This is a genomic window from Paraburkholderia fungorum (assembly GCF_046027605.1).
GTDB lineage: Bacteria > Pseudomonadota > Gammaproteobacteria > Burkholderiales > Burkholderiaceae > Paraburkholderia > Paraburkholderia fungorum_F.
This window is the reverse complement of record NZ_JAQQEF010000002.1, coordinates 41,995-62,410: the sequence shown is the minus strand read 5'-3', so window position 1 is coordinate 62,410 and position 20,416 is coordinate 41,995. Positions and strand designations below refer to the sequence as shown.

Here is a 20,416-nt window from a genome sequence, read left to right as displayed (position 1 = left end):
CGCTTATGGTTTTAGCTGTCCTGTCGCGAGCAAAACGCGAAATCGTGGCACTACGTTGCTTGCGTGCCGGCAATCTGGCTCGCTGTTCCTCGCCGCGCTCGCGCTGAGCCCGTGCTTTCATTCCGCCTCGCGCGGTGAGGTGCAAAATGTCCACCTTGAAACTGCCCAGCCGCGCGTTGACACTGGCGCTCGTGTTATCCACGCTACAGGCCGGCCGCGCCGCTACACTGGACCCCGGTTGGCCGCGCGAAATCGTGCGCGACGACGCGACGCTAACCTACTACCAGCCGCAGATCGACGAGTGGAAAGACTTCAGGGAACTGACCGGTCGAATGGCGGTGAGCGTGACACCGCGCGGCGGCAAGCCGCAAGTGGGCGTGGTCACGTTGCAGGCGCACACCGACGTGGATATCGATAGCCGCAACGCACGCCTGAGCAATCCGCAAATCACGGGGACTTCTTTTCCCGGCACGGACGAGGCGACGGCGCAAAAGCTCGATCAGATGGTGCGAAAGTTCCTCAATCCGCAAGCGTCGCTGACCTTGTCGATGGACCGGCTCGCGGCCAGCCTCGATAACAAACAGACTGCGCCGGTCGTGGCGATCAAAAGCGAGCCGCCGGTGATCTTCATGAGTTTCGGCCCCGGACTGCTGCTATTCGTCGACGGCGATCCGGTGCTTGCGCCAATCAAGGATTCGGACATGACCTTCGTGGTCAATGCGAGTTGGCCGCTGTTCGTCGACAATGCCAGCCACCAGTACTATTTGTTCACCGGCAATTCGTGGCTCACGTCGACGGATATGAAAACCGGCTGGGCGGAAACAAAGACGCTACCCGGCAAAATGACCAAAGTCTCCGCCGACCCCACCTGGTCCGATCTGAAGCCATTTATCCCGGCTCCCGCAAAACAGGCCGGCAAGCCCCCAGCGGTCTTCTATAGCAACATGCCCGCTGAGCTGATCAGCTTCGAAGGCCAACCGGTCTATGCCACGATCCCGGGCACAGGGCTCGTCTACGCGAAGAACACCGATAGCGACGTGTTCGTCTATACGCCGACGAAGACTTATTACTATCTGACTGCGGGGCGCTGGTTTTCATCGCCCGCGCCGAGCGGCCCGTGGACTTACGCGACGGACAAACTGCCCACCGATTTCACCGCCATTCCACGCAACAGCCCGGCCGCGCGGGTGCTCGCATCCGTACCGGGCACGCCCGAGGCTAACGATGCGGTGCTGCTCGCGCAGATTCCGACCACTGTCGAGGTCGACCCGGCCGCCGCAGCGGCGGAGGTCAAAGTAGCCTACAGCGGCGAGCCGCAATTCGCGCCGATCCAGGGCACGCAACTCGCGTATGCAACCAACACGCCCGACAAGGTCATCAAGGTTCAAAACCATTACTATGTTTGCTCGCGCGGCGTATGGTTCGATTCGCCGGCGCCGGGTGGTCCATGGACCACCAGCACTTCAGTTCCGCAAGTGATCTATACGATCCCGCCGTCCTCGCCTGTTTATAACGTGACCTATGTGACGCAACAGGTCGTGCCGGGGGGCGCCGTACAGGCAAGCTATACCGCCGGATATCTCGGCATGTTCATCGCGGGCGCCGCGATCGGTGCGATCGTCGCGCAAGGCAACGGCTACTACTATCCGCCTTATGTACGTGTCGGCTACGGCCCGTATCCGGTCTACTATCCGCGACCCGCGCCGTACGGTTATCCGGTCTATAACCCGTACACCGGCGCGTCCGGCGTGCGTGGCAGCGTTTATGGTCCGGCCGGCAGCGCCCATTGGGGTGCATCGTACAACCCCTATACCGGCACTTATGCGCGCGGCGCAACGGCCTCGGGACGATACGGCAGCGCGAGCGCCGGTCAGGCGTACAACCCGTACACAGGCGCCTACGGCGCAACCCGTCAGGGATCGAACGCATACGGTCAATGGGGCAGTTCGGTCGTGACGAAGGGCAATCAGTGGGCCGCGACCCAACACACCACAACAGCGAACGGTTCGGTCGGGCGTTATCAGAATTCAGCGGGCGGCAAAGCGGTGGGCGGCAGCACGGCCAACGGCAGAGCCGTCGCGGGCAAGACCGCCAACGGCGATCTCTATGCGGGACGTGACGGCAACGTCTACAAGAACACCGGCGGCGGTTGGCAGAAATACGACAACGGATCATGGAACTCGGTGAACAAGCCGACACCGCAAACCGTGTCGCAAAAGCCAACGTCCACGCAAACGCAGCGAACAACCGCCGCGGCCAACAGTGGCGCAACGCAGCAGAACACACAGAGGACGCAGCCTCCACGCGCCACGAGTTCGCAATCGGGTAATGCAGCCGCGGCACCCAGGAATGGACAGAACGCTCAGCAGCCGCGACCGGTCACGGCACAGCCCAACAGTACGCGAGCGCCGCAACAGGCCGTGCAGTCAGGCCAGACACCGCGTCCTCAGACACAGGCCGCGGCGAGGCCCGTCGCGCAGACCCAACCCACTTCCGGCAGCAGCGCCCGGACCGGCAATGCGCAGCCCTCCTCCAACGATCTGAATCAACAGATGCAGAACCGTCAACGAGGCGCCGCTCAAACCCAACGCTACGCACAATCCGGCGGTGCAGGCGCAGCAGCAGGCAACAGCTCGCGCGCAAGGGGCGGCGGTGGTGGCGGTGGCGGTGGTGGAGGCGGTTTCCGCCGCTAACGATTCCACGCGATATAGCCGCCAACAGCCGGCTAACCAGGAGCGGCGATGACATTCGGGCGGCGGCATTCTCGCACCGGACGCATGCGCATCGGCAGCATGGCGCTGCTTCTTTGCCTGCTCGTGCTCGATGTGTTCGTCGTGCCGTTCGCCCTCGCTCCGAACAGCGTCCTGGTACGAATCGCGCGAGACGTCTTGCTGTCGCTGATCCTGCTCAGCGGGATCGCGGCCGTATCGGACAACCGCAGACAATGCGCGACGATCTCCGTGGCCGCCTGCGTGGCCATCATGATTCGCGGCACGTCGTGGTTTCTCCCCCTGGACAGGATCGCCGGCCTGCTCGACGTCACAGCACTGCTTTCGCTGGCTATTCTGGGCGCCGTGGTCGGTATCAAGGTGTTCGGCCCTGGCAGAGCAACGTTCGACCGCATCCTCGGCGCGGTCGCGCTATACATCCTGATCGGCGTGGTGTGGGCGGAGGCTCAGCAACTCGTCAATAGTCACGTAGCGGCTGCTTATGCGGGCATCACGTATGAGAACGCGCCACACGATCGCGCCACCTGGCTCTACTTCAGCTTCGTCACGCTGACGACAGTCGGTTATGGCGACGTCACGCCGGTCGCTCACATCGCAAGATCGCTCGCGATTCTCGAGGCGCTGATCGGCCAGCTTTATCCCGCCATCGTGCTGGCACGGCTGGTGTCGTTGCACGTCGCGGCCGACGATTCCGGCAGAGATGCGTCGTGAAGCGTCGCCGCCGACGGCCATTTGCCTACGCGATATTGGACCAAGGTCCAATTGTCTTTACGTCTCGCCAACACCACTATTTATTTCAACCGACGCGCGCTGCAACCAGCATCGGTCGCCGATCATGCAGCGTATTCGAGCCACGAACAACCCAACGTGCGAGCCGCGTCTTTAACGTGACGTCATTTCCCTGAATGGAGCACGAACATGTTCAAGTACCTTCGGCTTGCCCTTGCCATTCCCATGCTGCTAGTGGCTGTTTCCTGTTCGACGCAACAACAGGCAGGCACGGCGCCCGGAACCGACCCGGACCTCGAAGCGAAGGCACGCGCGTCCCTACAGCAACTGGCCGTCAGCGCACCGCGGACGCAACAACTTCGGCAAATGGCCAAAGCCGTACTGGTGTTCCCCGATATTCTGAAGGTCGGATTCATTGCCGGCGCGCAAGGCGGCAAGGGTGTGATGTTCGCGCCAGACGGGACAGTGATGGGCTACTACACCGCACGCGCGGTCTCTTACGGACTGCAGGCCGGCGGCCAGACGTTCTCGGAAGCCATGTTCCTGATGAGCGACTCCGCGCTCAGTTACCTCAACACCAGCGACGGGTGGTCAGTCGGCATGGGGCCAAGTGTTGTTGTGGTGGATGCGGGAATGGGTAAGTCCATGACGACTACAACGCTCAAGTCCGACGTCTACGCGTTCATCTACGGACAGCAGGGATTGATGGCAGGCCTCGGCGTGCAGGGCCAGAAGATCTCTAAATACACGCCTTGATCTTGAAGTACTGCTTCGCTTGCGCAAGTCGACAATTGTGCAAGCGGAGCGTCGTCTTTGCAGTGTGCTTTTTAGCACGGCGGTATGAATTCAACGAAGTGAGGACGAAACCATGACGAAGCGCCTCAAATGGCTGGTGACGGTTCCTGTGGCCCTGTTCGCCAGCGCGGCCATCGCCCAGCAATATCCGATGCTCGACATGGTCGCCGGCAGGGTGGTTCAGAAGTACGAAGGGGCGACGTGCGAGCAGTTGTGGCAGGAACGCGCGCAGAAAAAAAACGCCCCCAAGCCCGAGCGGGAACAGCAGGCGTTGCAGCTGCTGCATGACGATCCACAGATGCGCGCCGCCTTCATCGACAAGGTCGCCGCGCCGATTGCCAACAAGCTGTTCGAGTGCGGCATGATTCCGTGATTGCGACGGTCGTCGACGCTGCCCTGAAACGCACGCCGTAAATGTATTGACTCCACGAGGCCCTGATGACTCACGCGAACCTGCTTCGGCACATTGCGGTCATTGCACTGGGCCTTGCTCTGAGCGCGGGCGGCTACGCGCAACAACCGCCTCACAGTCCAAAAGTAGCCACGAAAACAGCGAAAAGCGCGGCGCCCGCGTTCAAGCCTGGGCTCGAGCCACGCGCGGTCGATATTCTGAAGGCAGCGTGCGCCCGTCTTGCTGCCGCCCAATCGATGTCGTTTACCGCGGTCGTCTCGTATGAAAGCCCGAGCCGTCTCGGCCCTCCCCTCGTCTACTCCACCCGCTCGGAAGTCGTCATGCAGCGGCCCGACAAGCTGAGGGTCGTCACATCCGGCGACGGCCCGGCTTCTGATTTCTACTACGACGGCAAGACCATGACGGCCGTCGCCCCCGCGGAGAAACTCGTCGCGGTTGCCGACGCGCCCCCCACCATCGACGCAGCGCTCCAAACCGCGTTCGATTCCGGCGCCATCTATTTCCCGTTCACCGATGTCATCGTCGCGGATCCCTACAAGGACATCGCCGACGGCTTGACGACGGCGTTCTATATCGGCCAGTCGAAGGTTGTGGGCGCAACGACTACGGACATGGTGGCCTACGTTACGGGAGGCGTGTTCGTGCAAATCTGGATCGGCACGCAAGACAAGCTGCCGCGGCGCATTTACGCGATCTATCTGAACGATCGCTTGCAGTTGCGTCACGTGCTGGAATTGTCCGACTGGCAATTGGATGTCACTGTGGCGGCGGACGCTTTCACGCCGCCCGACATAGCCGGCTCGGCGCGCATCGCATTTGCGCGTCCCGACGCCACGGATGCACCCGGCATGAAGCCGCCGCCAAAAGCGCTGCATCACAAAGTCCAATAAGGAGACGAACATGAAGAACCTCGTCATCCGGTTGGCGGCTCTGCTGGTTCCGGCGCTCGTGATTGCCGATGCGGGCGCGTGGTCGCATGCGAACGCCTACGGCGGCGGTACCTATCACGCCCCCGGCTCGGGTTCCACGACCCGCACCAACTATGCCGGAGGCAGCGAAACTCATACGTATGGACAAGGGACCACCGCCACCGGCCGCTACGGAGACACGGCAACCCATCAGGCCGGCTCGGGCCAGACGACCGCGACCAATCCCTATGGCGGCAGCGCAACTCACACATACGGCCAGGGGACCTCCGCGAGCAACGGCTATGGCGGTAGCGCGTATCACGCCACGGGCTCCGGTTATACGACCTATACCAGCGCCTCGGGAGCCACGGCATATCACAGTGCCTATTACGGTGCGCAGTACCCGGCGTACCATCCGCCCGTCACCGTGAATAATTATGGCTCGGGCTGCTACAACTGCGGCGGCTGGTCTGCAGCAGGCGCCGCAGCAGCGGGCGCGGTAGTCGGTGTGGCGGCCGGCGCCGCGATCGCTTCCGCGAACACGGCGGCGGCAACCTCGAACGCATACAGCGCCGGCGTGGCTGCAGGCGCGGCCGGCAGCGCGGGCTTTGCGATGGGGGCGATCTATGCGGCACTCCCGGCGGGTTGCCTATCCCCGAACGTTCACGGCACAGCCTACTATCTATGCGGCAATACCTGGTTCCAACCAGCGTACGGCGCAAACGGCGTTTACTATCGCGTCGTGCCCGCACCTTGAGACTGAGGAACCGGATCAGTCCGTCCCTGCCATCCTGCTGGATCTTCTCGTTGAACCGTTGCCGGTATGTCTGGATCAGCCAGGCACCGGGGCGGTATCGGCGCCCGGCTCACCTGGCGCCCGTCGTGGCGGATTCATCATGGCTACCCCTTTTGCACGGACGTCTGATATCCAGCGTCTCCTGGTGAAATTGCTCGAGCGACTCGTGCTGCGCGACGCTAACAATCGCGCCTTGCGGTAGTCGTTCAGTGAAGAGGCGATAAAGACGCGCTTCGTTTTCGGTGTCGAGCGCGCTCGTTGCTTCGTCGAGGAACACGTAGTCAGGCTTGTGCAGCAACACCCGCACGGCCGCTAGCCGCTGCTGCTCGCCCGGCGAAAGGATACGCCACCATTGGTCGGACTCCTGCAATCGGTCAACATAGTCCTCAAGCCCGCACTCACGTAATGCCCCGCGGCAGTCATCGTCATTGAAGGCTTCGGCCGACGCGGGGTACGCCAGCGCCGCTTTCAACGTGCCCAGTGGCAGATAGTTCTGCTGCGGGATGAACATCATGCGTGCGCCCACGGGTGCATCGATCGAGCCATTGCCGAACGGCCAGAGACCGGCAAGCGCTCGCAAAAGCGTGCTCTTGCCCGAACCGGACGGTCCGCGCACAAGCCACCGCGAACCGGGTTTTACGACGATATCGGGTACGCTCGCGAGCGTTTCGCCGTTAGGCAGCGCAAGCACGAGGTTGCGCGTGACAAGTTGCATCTCGTCGACGTAGTGCAGTTTGATGCCGCCATGCCCGGTGGCAGGCGACATCGACTCCTTCAGACGAGGTTGCCGCACAACACGCTTGAACTCGCGCAGACGGTTAACCGTTGCACGCCATTCGACGAGCGTGTCGTAATTGTTGATGAACCACGAAAGCGATTCGCTGACCGAACCGAATGCGTCGGCGATCTGCATCAGCGTGCCGAAACTCAACGCGCCTGAAAAATAGCGGGGCGATGCAACGACGATCGGAAAGATGTCGGCGATCTGACCGTAGAAGTTGACCACGAAACTGTAGCGCCGCGTATATCTCATGAGGCGCCACCAGTTTTCGCGAATCCGGCCGAACAGGTCCTCGGCGTTGGATTTTTCGGTCCGCATGCCGTCGTAAAGCGCGATCTGCTCCGCGTTTTCGCGCAGACGGATCAGGCCGAACCGGAAATCCGCCTCGACACGTTGCAACTGGTAGTTGATCGACACAAGCGGGTGACCGACCTTATTGGTGAGGAGCGAGCCGACGATCGCATAGGCAACAGCCGCCCAGAACATGTAGCCCTGAATCTGGACGGGCATGCCTCCCATCATGATGACCAGTGCGCCCGCCGTGCTCCACAGGACGATGGAGAACCAGACGAGCGTCTCAACCGTCGAGAGCAGATCGAGCGTAAGAGACAGCGTGGCGGTGGCGAGCAAATCGAGGTCGACCGCGATGCGTTGGTCGGGGTTGTCGACGAGGCGGCCACGCTCGATGCGGTAAAACGTGCCGTCGCCCAACCATTCCTGCAGGTAGCGCGTGGTCAGCCACTGGCGCCATCGGAAGCCCAGCATCTGCCGCAGATAACGGTTATAGACAGAGATCGTGATGGACGCGAACGCAAGCCCCGCAAACATCAGCATCAGTTGCGGGAATTCGTGCACATTCCTGCTTTCCAGCGCGTCGTAGAAATCGCGGTTCCATATGTTCAGGCGGGCGTTGATGCCTACCAGAAGCAGGTCCATTGCGATGATCGCGATCAGCAGCCCCCACGCGGTCCCGCGTTCCTCGGAGACCCAGTACGGTCTGATCAGACTCCATGCTGAGACATGATCAGGGAGCCCGGATGCAGGGCCGGAGGATCGGTTGGTCATGTGGCTCTGCCAGCGCCGTCACCGTAATGCCAGCGAACGAGACGCCAGCGTTTGCGAACGCGAAGATCGGCAAAATGCCGCTTGAAACGCGTTGCGGGTAGCTGGAGTCACTGCACGGCGGTGGTCAGCCCGTGTCGGATTCCAGGCGTGGGCGCCAAGGCCGCAGGTCTTCCAATTTTTCGCGAAGGTTGGAACATCTCCATGCCCTGTGAGGTACACGACCAAAGTCCAATACTCCTTTACCTGCGCCACTACTAATATTGATTCTAGCGCAATCGGCCCCTAGTATCGGTGAGTAGCCGGGGCGTTTAACCTCCGATGCAGAAGCATTGCAAACGGACGACTGCTTCTGGATGCATTCAGTGAAGGTCATTGCACGGCCGCCCGCCAGCAGGCGAATGCAGGAAAGCGGCTCGAGCGGGTAGGAACACGAAACGTTCGCTTCAAGGGTTCCGATTGTTCGATCGTGGCCAATGACAACGGTGCCAGCCAGTCTTGCTGTAAGGATATTTGATCCTGCAGGATGCCCATGTCGCCTTTGACTCGTCCGAAGCGATTGTTGCTGATCTGCTCATTCTGCGTCAGCGGCTGCGTGCGCGTGGGGCCAGACTTCCAGCCGCAGCACGAGGCCTGGGTCGAAAACTGGAGCAGTACAGCGATCGAGCAAGCCAGCGAGACGCGCCCGCAACCCGATGTCCAGCAATGGTGGCAGGTGTTCGCGGATCCAACTCTCGAACATCTGATTACCGAAGCCGACGCGCACAACGCGGGCGTACAGATTGCGGGCCTGCGAGTGATGGAGGCCCGCGCCCAACTGGGCATCGCCCAGAGCGGGCGCTACCCGCAAGCGCAAGTGGCCAGCGGCGAGGTGCTATACCGGGACCGCAGGGAATCTGGCGGACAGAACCCGCAGAGCAAGAGCTTCTGGCAATACAGTGCGGGCTTCGACGTAGGTTGGGAACTGGACTTCTGGGGGCGCTTCAGCCGCGCCATCGAGTCGGCCGATGCCGCATGGCTTGCCTCCAAAGCCAACTATGAAGATGTGCTGGTGCTGCTGCATGCGCAGATGGCGGAGACTTACTTCGCCCTGCGCACGGCCGAGGCGCGTCTGCGTATCGCCCGCGATAACGCCCGGCTGCAAAAGCGCAGTTATGAGATCACCGAAAAGCTATTCAAAAGTGGCGAAACTGACGAGCTCGATTTTCAGCAAGCCAAAACACAGTATCTGAGCACGCTGAGCAGCATTCCCGACCTGGAAAGCCAGATAATGCGTGGGCGCAATGCCCTGGCGGTCCTGATCGGCCGCCCGCCCGGTCCGCTGCCCGAGCTGGCTCAGAACGAAGGGGTCGTCCCGCTGGTCGATCGCGCGGTGTTGCAAGACGTGCCCGCCAACCTGCTGCTGCGCCGTCCGGACATACGCGCCGCCGAACAGCAGATTGCGGCTCAATCGGCGCTCATCGGCGTTGCCAAAGCAGATCTCTATCCGTCGCTGACCTTACTCGGCTCCCTCGTCTGGTCCGCCGGCTCGCTGGAGGGAATTCCCAACGGCCTGACGCTGATAGGTGGCCCCAGCCTGCGCTGGAACGTGTTCGACCATGGCGCGATCAAGAACAACGTACGCGTCCAGGATGCCCGCCTGCAACAACTGATCGTCGCCTATCAGGACGACGTGCGCCAGGCGGCACGCGAGGCCGATGATGCGGCCAGCAGCCTGACCAAGGCCCTCGAGCGCGACGCTATCCTCCGCGACGCGGCAATTTCCGCCAGGCGCTCGCTCACGCTGGCCAACGCACTCTACCGCGAAGGCTACTCAGACTTTCAGCGGGTACTGGATGCCCAGCGCGCGCTATCCACCCAGCAGGACACCTATCTGGTCAACCGCAGCAACGCCGTGAGCGATCTGATTGCGCTTTATAAGGCCCTCGACGGGGGCTGGCACAGCGAACAACCCCTGGTTGACCCGGCTAACCGCCAACAGATGCAAAAGCGCACCGATTGGGGCGATCTGCTGGATCAGCCGAACCGTCCGTCCGCCGACACCGGCCTCCCTCTGCAGAGATAAAATTCCCATGAGTGACGCCCCGCAACCCGCCGCCCCTCCTCCGCCGAGCGCACCAGCGCCCGCTGCGGATCCATCAAGGAAGGGGGTCATGCTGGTAGTTATCCTGATCGTTCTCAGCCTCCTCTGGTACCTGCTGGCAGACCGCCTGACGCCGTACACGCAGCAAGCACGGGTGCAGGCCTTTGTCGTGCCGGTGGCCTCGGAAGTGTCCGGACGGGTGACGCAGGTGTTCGTGCGAAACAATCAGGATGTCAAATCGGGAGCGCTCCTTTTCGAGGTCGATCCCGAGCACTACAGGATCGCCGCTGATCGTGCCCGCGCCGACCTGGAGTCGATGCGCAGGCAGATCGGCGCCAGTACAGCCGGGATCGATTCGGCGCGGGCCTCGCTGCGTGCCGCCCAGGCCAACCAGGTCAAGGCGCGCCAGGATAGCGATCGACTCGGACGCCTCTACCAGGATGACCCGGGCACCATATCGCTGCGCCGCATCGAGCTGGCAAGGGCGAGCCTTGAACAGGCGATCAGTCAGGTGGCTGCGGCTCAGGCCGAGGTGCAACGCGCGCGCGAACAGGAAGGGGGCAGCGAGCAGGACAACGCCAAGTTGCAAAGCGCCGCCACCACGCTCGAAAAGGCCGAACTGGATCTGTCCAACACCAGGGTTCGAGCACGTTCGGCCGGTCTCATCACGGATCTTCGCACCGATGCGGGCCAGTTCGCCGCCGCCGGCAACCCCGTCATGACACTGATCACGATCCACGATATGTGGATCAGTGCGGAAATGACCGAGAACAATCTGGGCCGCGTCGAGCCCGGCACGCCGGTTGCCATCGCGTTGGACGCGCTGCCGGGCCAGGTATTCGAAGGCCGCGTGCGCAGCGTCGGTTATGGCGTCAGCGTTGGCCCAAACGCTCCGCCCGGCGGCCTGCCAACCGTGCAGAACAGCCGTGACTGGTTGCGCCCCGCCCAACGATTCCCGGTGATCGTCGAGTTCACTCAGGGTGAGTTGTCCGGGTTGCGCGGCGTCCGCGTTGGCGGGCAGGCCGAAGTCATGGCGTTCCCGACGCAGGGCAATCCGCTCAATCCGCTCGGGCGTCTATTCCTGTATCTGATGAGCTGGCTTTCCTATGTCTACTGACAGCGCCACGGCCGTTCAGCTCGCCCTGCGCGGTCAGCGTTCGCTGCGCCTCGCGAGCGGCACCGCGCTGTGCCTCGCGACGAGCTTCGGCCTGGACGTGCCGATCCCGATGATCGCCCCGGTGCTCTGCGTATTTCTCCTTAGCATGCTCAACCAGCCTCTCTCGCTCAAGGCTGGAGTGGGCCTGGCGCTGGTGGCGATGTTGACCACCGGCAGCGGCCTGATGCTCACCCCTTTGCTGCGCTACTACCCGTTCAGCGGTGTGCTACTGGTTGCCCTGGGTCTCTTCCTGACGTTCCGCCGTGGCCTGCGCGGCGGCAACAATCTGGTCGTCCTCTTCCTCGCCATTGGGTTGACCATGATTTCGGCGGCCGGCACGGCCAGTTTTGCGCTGGGCGTGCTGGTGATCGGCGCGCTAGTGAAAGGACTGCTCCTCGCGGTGCTGATGCACACCATCAGTCACTGGATGTTCCCCGAACCTGCCGGCGCGCCGGCGGCGCGTGCCGCACCGGTACTGCCGTACAACGAAGCCAGCTGGATGGCGCTACGCGCTACTGTCGTCGTATTACCCGCGTTTCTGCTGACACTCACCGATCCGGCAAGCTACATACCGATCCTCATGAAGGCGGTCAGCCTCGGCCGCCAGAGTTGCACGACTACGGCCCGCGGCGCCGCCCGTGAACTGCTCGGCTCGACTCTGCTCGGCGGCGCACTCGCCATCCTGTTCTGGTTCGCGCTCAGTCTGTTTGTGCATCTCTGGATGTTCTTCCTGTGGATGCTGCTGTTCGGCCTGTTGCTCGCACGCAAGCTGTATGCGCTCAATCCGACGCGCTATCCGCCGAGCTTCTGGCTCAACACGTTCGTTACCCTGATCATTCTGCTGGGTCAGTCGGTACAGGACAGTGTCGCAGGCAAAGACGTCTACACCGCTTTCGCGGTGCGCATGGGACTCTTTATCGCGGTCTCCCTCTATGCGTGCCTGGTGCTGCAACTTCTCGATCAACCACGCCGCGTGCCGCGGCAGTCCGGGGCCATTTAGTCGCCCAAACAGGAGAGTGTGTCATGACTACGTCAGACATCGAAGCCGAGGTTCCCGCCACGGGCGGATGGCGTTTCAAGCTTGGCATCGCTATCTTCGTCCTTGCGTTCGCGCTGTGGCTGATCCTGCCTCTGGCAGGCTCCATGGGAGCGTCCGCAGGACGCATCGCGGCACTGACGGGCACGATTTTTATCGCTAACAAGGTTCTGCTGGTGACCTGTATTGCGGTAATGGGGAAGGCCGGTTTTCAAAGTCTCAAGCAGATTATCTTTGGTCATGCGAAGCGCCTCGCGCCTAGCAAAACAGTTGGGCCGGTTCGTCACGCCATCGGCCTCGTGATGTTCTTTGTCCCACTCGTGTGGGCGTTACTCGAGTCGTACGTCGACAACTTCTGGCCAGGCCTTAGACCGAACATCTGGCAGTTGCAGGTGCTCGGTGATCTGGTGCTGATCGGGAGCTTCTTCGTGCTCGGCGGAGATTTCTGGACCAAGATCCACGGTCTTTTCCTCCGCACGGCATAGGTGGATGACCCTACCAGGTGTCGGCGATCGAACCAGACGACGGCCTTTGTGCCGTTCACGCCATGCGGTAAGCGGTGCGTGGGTGAACGTGTGAAAAGCGCGCGGGTACTCCGATTTCTGCTTCACGGGGGTTAAACATGAACATCGGCATATATGGGACCCTCGTCGCGGCTTCGCTGGTTCTGCTGCTCGGCAACCGCCTCGTCGCCTGGATTCCGGTGCTGCATACCTACACGATTCCCGAGCCGGTCGCCGGCGGCCTCGTCGTCGCGATGGTGCTGCTGGCGGTGCGCGTCGCGACACACACCGAGGTGCGCTTCGACACCTCGATGCAAGCGCCCATGATGCTGGCCTTTTTCGCGACCATCGGGCTGAATGCCAATCTCGCGAGCCTCAAACAGGGCGGGCCGCCACTGCTGCGTTTTCTCGGCGTGGTGATCGGCTTGCTGGTGCTGCAAAATGCGGTTGGAATCGGCCTCGCCTATGCGCTCGGCGTCGACCCGCTGCTGGGCTTGCTGGGCGGTTCGATCACGCTGTCGGGCGGCCATGGAACGGGCGCCGCATGGAGCAAGGTCTTCGCCGAACATCACGGACTGCAATCCGCCACCGAAGCCGCCATCGCGTGTGCGACGTTCGGTCTCGTGATGGGTGGCATCCTGGGCGGTCCGGTGGCACGCCTGTTGATGCGTCGCGCCGCGAAGCCAGACGCACAACAGGCTGCCATGCCGGCCGATCCCTCACTCGCCTTCGAGGAACCGAAAGCGGAACAACCCACCACGCCCGCTGCGTTCATCGTTACGCTGTCGCTGATCGCGATCAGCCTGGCCGTCGGCGAGGCATGCTCGAACCTGCTTGCGGGCACGGCTTTCGAATTGCCGAGTTTTGTCTGCGTGCTGTTTATTGGCGTGCTGCTAAGCAATGGACTCGCATTGGTGGGCAAGCCCGTAGCCGGGCACGCGGTCGCTCTGCTCGGCAATGTCAGCCTCGCGCTGTTTCTTGCCATGGCGCTGATGACCTTGAAGCTGTGGGATCTGGCGTTGCTGGCGTTGCCGGTCATTTCAATTCTTGCTGCGCAGACCGCGTTGATGGCGCTGTACGCGATCTTTGTGACCTTCCGCATAATGGGCCGTAACTACGACGCTGTGGTACTGGCAGCAGGCCATTGCGGCTTCGGTCTCGGAGCGACCCCGACCGCAATCGCCAACATGCAGGCGGTCACAAACCGCTTCGGCCACTCGCATCTGGCGTTTCTGATTGTGCCGATGGTTGGGGCATTCTTTATCGACATTGCCAATGCCATCGTCATCAAGGGATATCTCGCGCTACCGATCTTTCGTTGACCCGGGCCCTCTGACCATCGCATGGATAGATTCGGGCACGGGATTTTTCACCGACCGGCACCACGCCGCAATAATGCCGAAAAGAACCATTTCGATTGGCGCATTCTTGTCGGCCCCCGTTCTTATCGGAGGCCTTTTCATTTTTTCGCCATCCGCGAACGCACAAGAATTCTCTTTGCTCGCCGGCCCTCTTGTCAGTGACAGCGCGAACTCCTATTCATGGACCGCCAGTTATCGCGAGGGCCTTGGGCGCTACGCAGCATGGAGTTTTTCGTGGGTGAACGAAGGGCACATACCCGATCATCATCGTGACGGCACAACCGTTCAGATCTGGGGACGACTGCCTATCTGGAGCGATCGACTGGAATTGTCGGCGGGCGTTGGACCGTACCGCTATTTCGACACGACTGCGGCGCGAGCCGGCGGAGATTATTCGAATACCCATGGCTGGGGCGCATTGTGGAGCGTGCGCGCGGCCTGGTACTTCGACAGTCGCTGGATTGCCCAGATGCAACTGAACCATATCCAGGCGTTTGGCGGCCATGACACGACCGCTCTGCTATTCGGCGTGGGATACGAACTGGAAGGAAACGGCGAGCCTGGCCCACGACAGCGGCCCATCCCACGCACAACGAACGTCACAAAAAACGAAGTCACCGCGATGGTCGGCGAGACGATCCTGAACAGCAACGGCTCGGACTCGGCAGTCGCCGAAAGCGTGGAATACAGGCGCGGGTTATGGCGGTACGTCGATGTGACCGCTTCATACATTCATGAAGGTGGCCATATTCAATCGCGCCGGGATGGTGTCGCGGCGCAGCTTTGGGCCACGCGCGCCTTCTTCGGCGACCGTCTGACACTGTCCGCCGGTATCGGCCCGTACGTCGCGATCACGCAGAACGACGACCTGCCGCAGAACCGGACCGGCGACGGTCGCCTTTCGGCGCTTGTCTCAGTGTCGGCGAGTTATCGGATCGGCCAACGCTGGTTGACACGCGTGACGTGGAATCGCGTCGTCACACGCTACGATCGCGATACCGATCTGATTGAAGCCGGAGTCGGCTTGCGTTTTTAGGCGCGCGACGCGCTGCATGCGTGCCTCACCGACGAAAAAATCCGTAACGTCAGGAATTTGAAGTCTGTTACGCTGCGCCCTTTGCTACCGCTTGCATTGAACCCGATGGAAACCCCTTTCAACGATCGTGGCGTGTCGGTCACGCGTAACGCACTCTCGTCCGCCGGCCAGGTTTTTCCGCTGCGCGATATCGTCGACGTACAAGTCGTCACCGTGCACAAGAACAAAGTCTTGCCACGTGTAATCTCGCTCGTCGGCCTCATCGGCGCGATTGTCGGCGGGATATTCCGCTCGCCGCCCGGCATGGTGTGCGGCACGATGCTCGTGGTGGTCGGCTGGCTCACGTGGGCGACTCAGGACGTCACGCATCGCCTGATGGTGCAAACCGCCAATGGCGTGCGCGAAGCGCTCATGAGCACCGATCGCGAGTTCGTGGAACGCGTCGCCGCCGCCGTGCACGAGGCGAAGGCAGCACCTGCGGCGCCCCGGGCTTGAACGGGTGCCGTGTGCAAATGCGCGGCATCGCGCGTTAACACAAAATTGATTCGCGACGCGGCAGCTTTTGCGCTTTGTTGAGGCCCGCGCCGCTAGAGTGGCTGGGTGTCAACAACGCGCGCCGCCTCGCCGAATCGGCGCAACCATGATGCTCACGTCCGTAGCAACGTCTGAAACCTCCGCCCCGCGCGCACGCCGCGAATCCCGCCTTCCCCGCCGCACGCATGTCGTCGTTCCCCTCGTCATCATCGATGTCACCGTGCCCGGCACTTCGTCGGCAAATGGACGGCGCGCGTTGCATACCGCCCTCGGAGACGATCTGCGCCTTTACGTCGTCACCGTCGACCAGCGACACGAACGCGTCACCTTTCGTGTCGAAGTCACCTCGCGCTCGCTCGACGACGTGATCGACCTCCTGACGGCCACCCTCGACCGCGCCACGCTCGGCCGCGCGCAAACCACCGTGATCCGCCGCCCGCGCAACTATTGACATAGATCAATGCTTGCACGGGCAAGTAACTAGCCGCACCCAAACCTTGACACATTTTTGCAATTGCCCGCGGGTGGCCGTGTAGAGTCGCCGCTCCTGTTATCGCGTGTTCCCTCCCGCAGGCCCCAAAGCGTCCCGGTTTCTCCGCCCACGCCGCGGCAATCCAGTGAGATTGCCGCCAGTGCTGTCCTGACTGTCCAATTTGCAGCTCACGATGCATCGCCTTCGCCAGGGACCCGCCCTTTTGCAAAGCGTGATCTTATGTTCCTGTCGTCTTTCGATGCCGCGTGCCGGCGTTTTCATCATGGTGTTCGTCATTCAGCCACGGCCACCTTGCTTGCCACCGGCGCGCTCGTTGCGCTGACAGGCTGCTCCACCACCTTCCCCACTCCCACGCCGCCGGCCCCCAATGCCGCGCTGATCAACGGCGGCAACGACGGCCTGCTGATTCCGCTGCACGTGGAACGTGCCGACGAAGATCATGCGCGCCTCGGCCTGCCGGTCCAGCTCGACGGCAAGGCGGTTTACATGGCGCTCGACACGGGAACGCAAGGCGCGCGGGTATTGAAATCGGTGCTGCCGGGTTCGAACTATGCGAGCGCCGGCGGCGTGACGTCGTTGTCATTCGCGAACGGCGTGGAGATTCTTGGCTCAGCCGTCAAGGTGCCGCTTAGCCTCGCCGGCACCACGCCAACGCCGGTCGCCGCGCAAGCGGTGGACGTCGTGCGCTGCCTGCCGAACGCGCGGCGCTGTGCCGGGATGGACGGCTATACCGGTGAATTCGGCTGGGCGTTCTCCGGTATTTTCGGAGTCGGCGCCGGGCGGCCGGACGACAACGTCTACACGCAACCACTGCGCGCGTTGCCCGGCAACATCGGCCAACGTTATCTGGTGCACTCGAACTTCGCGAAGCCGTACATGGTGCTGAGCCCGTCGAGCGCCGTCACGAAAGACTACACAATGGTGCCGATGACGGTGCTGAAAGACGGCACGGCACAATGGCCGCGGGGCTGCGTGAATGTCGGCAACAAGATGACCTTCTGCGCGCCGCTGGAGTTCGCGACCGGCAGCACCGGCATGATCCGCATCGAAACGGACAAAGCCCCCAACTGGACCGGTGACGGCGATGTCGGCAATGTGCTCGATCAGGGCAACTATGAGGCAGCGATCGGCACGGGCCCATGGGTGCACCGTTACGAGGCCGCTCAGGTGACGATCGTCAAGGCCAGGCCGGATGCTAACCGCATCGTGGTCGGTTTGATGGCGATGCAGAACATCGACATCCTGTTCGACTTCCCGCGCGGACAATTCGGTTTGCACGCGGCGAAAGAGAGCGAACGATTCGCTCCCTGATGTTCACCAGCGGATAGAAAAAAGGCCGTGCGAATCAATCTCGCACGGCCTTTTTATCTGAGCAGACGCCCTACACGAACGCGCCTGCGTCAGTCCATGCTGAGCGGATTTACGTGCCAGATGTTGCGCGCATATTCGCCGATGGTGCGGTCCGAAGAAAACTGCCCCATGCCCGCGACGTTCTCGATCGCACTCTCGGCCCACGCGCGCTTGTCGACGAAACGCGCGTCCACCTCATCCTGCGCTTTTGCAAACGCGGCGAAATCGGCGAGCACCATATAGTGATCGCCCCAATCCACCAACGTATGGAAAATGTCAGAGAAACGCAGCGGATCGTCAGGCGAGAAGAAGCCCGTGCGAATCTGGTCGAGCGCCATGCGCAGTTCCGCATTCTCCTCGTACACCTGGCGCGGCCGGTAGCCGGTGGCACGCAGGCTGTCCACTTCGTCGGCGGTATGGCCGAAGATGAAAATGTTCTCGCGCCCCACTGCGTCGCAGATCTCGATGTTCGCGCCGTCCATCGTGCCGATCGTCAACGCGCCGTTCAACGCGAGCTTCATGTTGCCGGTGCCTGACGCTTCAGTGCCGGCCATCGAAATCTGCTCGGACAGATCGGCAGCCGGAATGATCAACTCGGCCACGCTCACGCCGTAGTTCGGCACGAACACCACCTTGAGACGATCGCCCACCAACGGATCGTGATTGACTTTCTCGCTGACGTCGCCGATCAGCTTGATGATCGTTTTCGCCATGCGATACGCGGACGCGGCCTTGCCGGCGAACATCACCACACGCGGCACCCAGTCACGCTCCGGATTCGCGCGTATCTGGTTGTAGCGCACGATCACGTGCAGCACGTTCAGCAACTGCCGCTTGTATTCGTGAATGCGCTTGACCTGCAGGTCGAACAACGCGTCGGGATCGAAGTGCAGTTTCGTGTGATGCGCGAGCCGCTGCACGAGGCGCAGTTTGTTCTGCCGCTTCGCTTCGCGGAAAGCGTCGATGAACCCGCTGTCGTTGCGCAGACTGCGCAGTTGTTCCAGCTCGAGCAGATTGCTGCGCCAATCCTTGCCGATCCGCTGATCGATCAGCGATGACAGCGACGGATTCGCCTGCGCGAGCCAGCGCCGCGGCGTGATGCCGTTAGTCACGTTGGTGAAGCGATCCGGATAGATGCGCGCGAAGTCGGCGAAAATATCGCGCACCATCAATTGCGAGTGCAGCTTGGATACGCCATTCACCTTATGACTCGCGACGATCGCCAGATACGCCATCCGTACCCGCCGCTGCCCGTATTCGTCGACGAGCGAAATGCGGCGGATCATCTCGGCGTCATGGCCCGATTGCTCGCTGACATGCTTGAGAAAGCCGGCATTAATCTCGAAGATGATCTCCAGATGCCTCGGCAGCAGGCGCGCGAGCATCTCGACGTCCCACGTTTCGAGCGCTTCGGGCATCAGCGTGTGATTCGTGTACGAGAAGATCTTCGTGACGTGCTGCCAGGCCTTGTCCCACGGCTGATGATGCACATCCACCAGCAAACGCATCAGCTCCGGAATCGCCAGCACCGGATGCGTATCGTTCAGATGCACCGCGACCTTCTCGGAGAAGCGGCCGAACGTGCTGTGCGTGCGCTGATAGCGGCGAATCAGATCCTGCATCGTCGCTGAGACAAAGAAGTATTCCTGGCGCAGCCGCAATTCGCGGCCGGCCGGCGTCGAATCGTCCGGATAGAGCAGCCGCGATACGTTCTCCGACATGTTCTTGGTGTCCACCGCGTTGCGGTAATCGCCGCGGTTGAACGCGCCGAGGTCGAGTTCTTCGGTGGCGCGCGCGGACCACAGGCGCAGCGTGTTCGTCGCACTGGTCGCGTAACCCGGAATCACCGTGTCGTAGGCCGTGGCGTTGACATGCTGGGTGTCGATCCACTCGACGTGCTCGCCACGCTGCACCGTGCGGCCGCCGAAATGCACCATGTACTTGATCTCGGGCCGCGGAAACTCCCACGGATTGCCCGCGCGCAGCCAGTAGTCCGGCGCCTCGACCTGCTCGCCGTCGACGATCTCCTGGCGAAACATGCCGTATTCGTAACGGATACCGTAGCCGAAGCCCGGAATGCCGAGCGTGGCCATCGAATCGAGAAAACAGGCCGCGAGCCGGCCGAGGCCGCCGTTGCCAAGGGCTGCATCCGGCTCGATATTGACCAGCATCTCCATGTCGACGCCGAGACTCGCGAGCGCTTCCTTCATCTGATCGTGGATGCCGAGCGCAAGCAAGGCGTTCGTAAACGTGCGGCCGATCAGGAACTCCATCGACAGGTAGTAGACGCGTTTGACGTCCTGTTCGTACTGCAGGCGCGTGGTCTTCATCCAGCGCGCGACCAGCCGGTCGCGCACGGCGAGCGCCGCGGCGTGCAGCCAGTCATGCGGGTGAGCGGTGACGGCGTCCTTGCCGACGCCGTACATCATGCGATTGGAAATTGAGCGCCGTAGCGCGTCGACGGTACTGTTGAGCTGGTCGAATTCCAGATCGACGGCTGTCATCGAAGCCTCCGGGGAAAAAACGACGCGACATACGCAAACCGCATAGAGGACGGACGGGAGGCGCGTGCCGGTCAGGCGGGTGAACAAACAGAGTACGACATTTTACGGCCCGCGGACACTCGCGAGCACGAGCGGGTGCTCACGCACA

General features: G+C 62.0%; 17 protein-coding genes. 15 read left to right on the top strand and 2 right to left on the bottom strand.

The window, feature by feature from the left end; all coding sequences use genetic code 11:
* Positions 1–146 precede the first annotated feature (146 nt).
* The 6 genes from PQR53_RS03665 (at position 147) to PQR53_RS03640 (ending at position 6,330) form a co-directional block, all read left to right on the top strand.
* Positions 147–2,693, top strand: a complete 2,547-nt coding sequence (locus PQR53_RS03665) for a hypothetical protein (RefSeq protein ID WP_408451229.1) — start codon at positions 147–149, stop codon at positions 2,691–2,693.
* A gap of 48 nt (positions 2,694–2,741) precedes the next feature.
* Positions 2,742–3,440 carry a potassium channel family protein gene (locus tag PQR53_RS03660; protein WP_408451228.1) on the top strand — a complete coding sequence of 233 codons (699 nt, stop codon included), beginning with the start codon at positions 2,742–2,744 and terminating at the stop codon, positions 3,438–3,440.
* Between the two features lie 207 nt (positions 3,441–3,647).
* Positions 3,648–4,214, top strand: a complete 567-nt coding sequence (locus PQR53_RS03655) for a lipid-binding SYLF domain-containing protein (RefSeq protein ID WP_408451227.1) — start codon at positions 3,648–3,650, stop codon at positions 4,212–4,214.
* A gap of 112 nt (positions 4,215–4,326) precedes the next feature.
* Entirely contained in the window at positions 4,327–4,626 is a 300-nt protein-coding gene (locus PQR53_RS03650; protein ID WP_408451226.1) for a hypothetical protein, read from the top strand.
* Between the two features lie 65 nt (positions 4,627–4,691).
* Positions 4,692–5,555 (top strand): DUF2092 domain-containing protein, encoded by an 864-nt coding sequence (locus PQR53_RS03645; RefSeq protein WP_408451225.1) that lies wholly within the window; start codon positions 4,692–4,694, stop codon positions 5,553–5,555.
* A gap of 10 nt (positions 5,556–5,565) precedes the next feature.
* Positions 5,566–6,330, top strand: coding sequence for a hypothetical protein (locus PQR53_RS03640; RefSeq protein ID WP_408451224.1), 765 nt, complete (start codon positions 5,566–5,568; stop codon positions 6,328–6,330).
* Positions 6,331–6,439: 109 nt separating this feature from the next.
* Here the strand turns inward: PQR53_RS03640 and PQR53_RS03635 are convergent, their stop codons facing one another.
* Positions 6,440–8,215, bottom strand: a complete 1,776-nt coding sequence (locus PQR53_RS03635; protein ID WP_408451223.1) for an ABC transporter ATP-binding protein/permease — start codon at positions 8,213–8,215, stop codon at positions 6,440–6,442.
* A gap of 529 nt (positions 8,216–8,744) precedes the next feature.
* Here PQR53_RS03635 and PQR53_RS03630 point away from each other — a divergent pair.
* The 9 genes from PQR53_RS03630 to PQR53_RS03590 all read left to right on the top strand — a co-directional run bounded on the left by PQR53_RS03630 (position 8,745) and on the right by PQR53_RS03590 (position 17,725).
* Complete coding sequence (locus PQR53_RS03630; protein WP_408451222.1) at positions 8,745–10,277, top strand: efflux transporter outer membrane subunit; 1,533 nt, start codon at positions 8,745–8,747, stop codon at positions 10,275–10,277.
* Positions 10,278–10,284: 7 nt separating this feature from the next.
* Positions 10,285–11,412 (top strand): HlyD family secretion protein, encoded by a 1,128-nt coding sequence (locus PQR53_RS03625; RefSeq protein ID WP_408451221.1) that lies wholly within the window; start codon positions 10,285–10,287, stop codon positions 11,410–11,412.
* Positions 11,402–12,451 carry a DUF2955 domain-containing protein gene (locus PQR53_RS03620; RefSeq protein WP_408451220.1) on the top strand — a complete coding sequence of 350 codons (1,050 nt, stop codon included), beginning with the start codon at positions 11,402–11,404 and terminating at the stop codon, positions 12,449–12,451. Before PQR53_RS03625 ends, PQR53_RS03620 begins: the two co-directional genes overlap by 11 nt.
* 23 nt (positions 12,452–12,474) lie before the next feature.
* Positions 12,475–12,972: a transporter suffix domain-containing protein gene (locus tag PQR53_RS03615; protein WP_408451219.1), complete on the top strand. Its 498-nt coding sequence runs from the start codon at positions 12,475–12,477 to the stop codon at positions 12,970–12,972.
* Between the two features lie 137 nt (positions 12,973–13,109).
* On the top strand, positions 13,110–14,312 hold the full coding sequence (gene gltS / locus PQR53_RS03610; protein ID WP_408451218.1) for a sodium/glutamate symporter: 1,203 nt from the start codon (positions 13,110–13,112) through the stop codon (positions 14,310–14,312).
* Positions 14,313–14,385: 73 nt separating this feature from the next.
* A complete protein-coding gene (locus PQR53_RS03605) occupies positions 14,386–15,387 on the top strand; it encodes a hypothetical protein (RefSeq protein WP_408451217.1) in 1,002 nt (333 codons plus the stop codon).
* A 105-nt stretch (positions 15,388–15,492) separates the two neighbouring features.
* A complete protein-coding gene (locus PQR53_RS03600) occupies positions 15,493–15,882 on the top strand; it encodes a DUF6232 family protein (RefSeq protein WP_408451216.1) in 390 nt (129 codons plus the stop codon).
* 145 nt (positions 15,883–16,027) lie between these two features.
* Positions 16,028–16,372: a hypothetical protein gene (locus PQR53_RS03595; protein ID WP_408451215.1), complete on the top strand. Its 345-nt coding sequence runs from the start codon at positions 16,028–16,030 to the stop codon at positions 16,370–16,372.
* 261 nt (positions 16,373–16,633) lie between these two features.
* On the top strand, positions 16,634–17,725 hold the full coding sequence (locus tag PQR53_RS03590; protein WP_408451214.1) for a hypothetical protein: 1,092 nt from the start codon (positions 16,634–16,636) through the stop codon (positions 17,723–17,725).
* An 89-nt stretch (positions 17,726–17,814) separates the two neighbouring features.
* Here PQR53_RS03590 and PQR53_RS03585 read toward each other — a convergent pair whose 3' ends face one another.
* The gene (locus PQR53_RS03585; protein ID WP_408451213.1) at positions 17,815–20,268 is read right to left on the bottom strand and encodes a glycogen/starch/alpha-glucan phosphorylase; all 2,454 of its coding nucleotides are present in this window, start codon (positions 20,266–20,268) and stop codon (positions 17,815–17,817) included.
* Positions 20,269–20,416 lie beyond the last annotated feature (148 nt).

Excerpts from the sequence above, each read along its gene's own strand:
- PQR53_RS03665 (WP_408451229.1), top strand. The coding sequence starts at position 147 with ATGTCCACCTTGAAACTGCCCAGCCGCGCGTTGACACTGGCGCTCGTG.
- PQR53_RS03660 (WP_408451228.1), top strand. The coding sequence starts at position 2,742 with ATGACATTCGGGCGGCGGCATTCTCGCACCGGACGCATGCGCATCGGC.
- PQR53_RS03655 (WP_408451227.1), top strand. The coding sequence starts at position 3,648 with ATGTTCAAGTACCTTCGGCTTGCCCTTGCCATTCCCATGCTGCTAGTG.
- PQR53_RS03650 (WP_408451226.1), top strand. The coding sequence starts at position 4,327 with ATGACGAAGCGCCTCAAATGGCTGGTGACGGTTCCTGTGGCCCTGTTC.
- PQR53_RS03645 (WP_408451225.1), top strand. The coding sequence starts at position 4,692 with ATGACTCACGCGAACCTGCTTCGGCACATTGCGGTCATTGCACTGGGC.
- PQR53_RS03640 (WP_408451224.1), top strand. The coding sequence starts at position 5,566 with ATGAAGAACCTCGTCATCCGGTTGGCGGCTCTGCTGGTTCCGGCGCTC.
- PQR53_RS03635 (WP_408451223.1), bottom strand. The coding sequence starts at position 8,215 with ATGACCAACCGATCCTCCGGCCCTGCATCCGGGCTCCCTGATCATGTC.
- PQR53_RS03630 (WP_408451222.1), top strand. The coding sequence starts at position 8,745 with ATGTCGCCTTTGACTCGTCCGAAGCGATTGTTGCTGATCTGCTCATTC.
- PQR53_RS03625 (WP_408451221.1), top strand. The coding sequence starts at position 10,285 with ATGAGTGACGCCCCGCAACCCGCCGCCCCTCCTCCGCCGAGCGCACCA.
- PQR53_RS03620 (WP_408451220.1), top strand. The coding sequence starts at position 11,402 with ATGTCTACTGACAGCGCCACGGCCGTTCAGCTCGCCCTGCGCGGTCAG.
- PQR53_RS03615 (WP_408451219.1), top strand. The coding sequence starts at position 12,475 with ATGACTACGTCAGACATCGAAGCCGAGGTTCCCGCCACGGGCGGATGG.
- gltS (WP_408451218.1), top strand. The coding sequence starts at position 13,110 with ATGAACATCGGCATATATGGGACCCTCGTCGCGGCTTCGCTGGTTCTG.
- PQR53_RS03605 (WP_408451217.1), top strand. The coding sequence starts at position 14,386 with ATGCCGAAAAGAACCATTTCGATTGGCGCATTCTTGTCGGCCCCCGTT.
- PQR53_RS03600 (WP_408451216.1), top strand. The coding sequence starts at position 15,493 with ATGGAAACCCCTTTCAACGATCGTGGCGTGTCGGTCACGCGTAACGCA.
- PQR53_RS03595 (WP_408451215.1), top strand. The coding sequence starts at position 16,028 with ATGATGCTCACGTCCGTAGCAACGTCTGAAACCTCCGCCCCGCGCGCA.
- PQR53_RS03590 (WP_408451214.1), top strand. The coding sequence starts at position 16,634 with ATGTTCCTGTCGTCTTTCGATGCCGCGTGCCGGCGTTTTCATCATGGT.
- PQR53_RS03585 (WP_408451213.1), bottom strand. The coding sequence starts at position 20,268 with ATGACAGCCGTCGATCTGGAATTCGACCAGCTCAACAGTACCGTCGAC.